Annotated in this window: 1 pseudogene (only partly in view); it reads left to right on the plus strand. The window is 33.3% G+C overall.

Annotated features, from left to right (window positions below):
- Positions 1-389 (plus strand): annotated as a pseudogene (locus tag V7659_RS20885) (L-cysteine desulfidase family protein) (it extends 871 nt beyond the left edge of the window).
- Positions 390-706 lie beyond the last annotated feature (317 nt).

Raw genomic sequence — 706 nt, forward strand, 5'->3', positions numbered from 1 at the left:
ATCTCATAACCATTCATATTAAATCTAAATTTGGACGCCTTTCTGCTTTATGCGGTGTAACCGCTGCAGGAATGGGGGCAAGTGGTGCAATTGTTTATTTACTTGATGGGGGTCTTCAGCAAATTAAGGCAGCGATACAAAACACTATCGGCAATGTTTCTGGTATGATTTGTGACGGGGCCAAGGCAGGATGTGCTATGAAAGTCTCAACTTGTTCGAATGTCGCTGTTCAATCAGCACTCCTTGCACTAAACAATCAAGAAATCCAATCGACTGATGGTTTTATCCATGATGATGTTGAAAAGAGTATTGAAAGCTTTTGTAAGCTAGGAAATGAAGGAACACGGCAAACAGATGAACTAATTTTAAAATTAATGCTGGAAAAATAATGTAATAAACATAATTATCTTTTAAAAGTCGGCAGCATTGCCGGCTTTTATATTTTTAGCATAGAATTAAAATAAAAGTATACATCTAAAAAGATTGAGAAAATAAATTTTCTATATAAATAGATAAGAAGAGTCCTAGAAAAATTAAAACAAGAAAAAAACACTCCTTGTATCGTATTAGATAACTATATGATACAAGGGGTGTTTTTCGAAACAGTAATTTAACGTATTCCAGTGTAATAAACTTTAGATTGTCTTTAACTGTTTTAGTGAAGGGTGCAGTACCTTATCTAAAGAAACAGAAAATTAGTAACAAT

The organism is Neobacillus drentensis, from assembly GCF_036966985.1.
Taxonomy (GTDB): Bacteria; Bacillota; Bacilli; order Bacillales; family Cytobacillaceae; genus Neobacillus; species Neobacillus drentensis_E.